Below are 674 nucleotides of genomic sequence, written 5' to 3'. Positions count from 1 at the left end.
CCGGCAATACCGAGCCCACGGCGAGATTGCTTTACCTCATACATCTGACATCTCCATATCTGTATGTGCGCTTCGGCACTGTTTTTATAGGAGCAAAATCAAACCACAACGCCACGCGAGCTCAATGAAACAGTCCGCTACGACGACACGCCTCTTGTCTACGCAAGGTATGTGAGTAGACGCCGCGCCGGTATCGAGACGAACAGCATCCGCAGGGGGGAAATCTTCAACCCGGCTAAAGTTTTCCCTTAGTCGGCTCAGAAGTGGAACGTGGTGAATATCGGGAGGAACTGACTTTGCAGAACATTCGCAAGCCACGCTTTATGACGTGGCGAGGGCAGACCCCAGATTCGCAAGATCGGTTCGGTCATGAATTACGTAAAAAGCGACCGCATGAGCGCTGGGTAGGCGTATTGATTGCGTTTGACTGGCAGAGAGTGATCGGGGCCCGCCTGGAGGTCGACACTGCACTTCTAAAAGTGCGCGGTATCCGGCCCTACAGCTGACAAGCTGGTCGACAGGGGTACRCTCTGCGTGACTTTGGCCATCTGGGTGATTTCCACCTGCAACTTATCCTCGCCGAGCAGGTAGTCGGCCAGCTTCTGCGAAAACGGCCAGTAGTTCAGTTCAGCAATCAACGTCAGCGGCCCGACGGCGTCGACCGGCACCAGGAA

Annotated in this window: 1 pseudogene; it reads right to left on the bottom strand. The window is 55.1% G+C overall.

The features are described from left to right. Positions 1 to 473: 473 nt before the first annotated feature. Positions 474 to 674: pseudogene (locus AC1DRJ_RS31230) on the bottom strand (multiheme c-type cytochrome); the annotation flags it as partial.

Source organism: Pseudomonas sp. P5_B2 (assembly GCF_056400445.1).
This window is presented reverse-complemented; position numbering and strand designations above follow the sequence as displayed.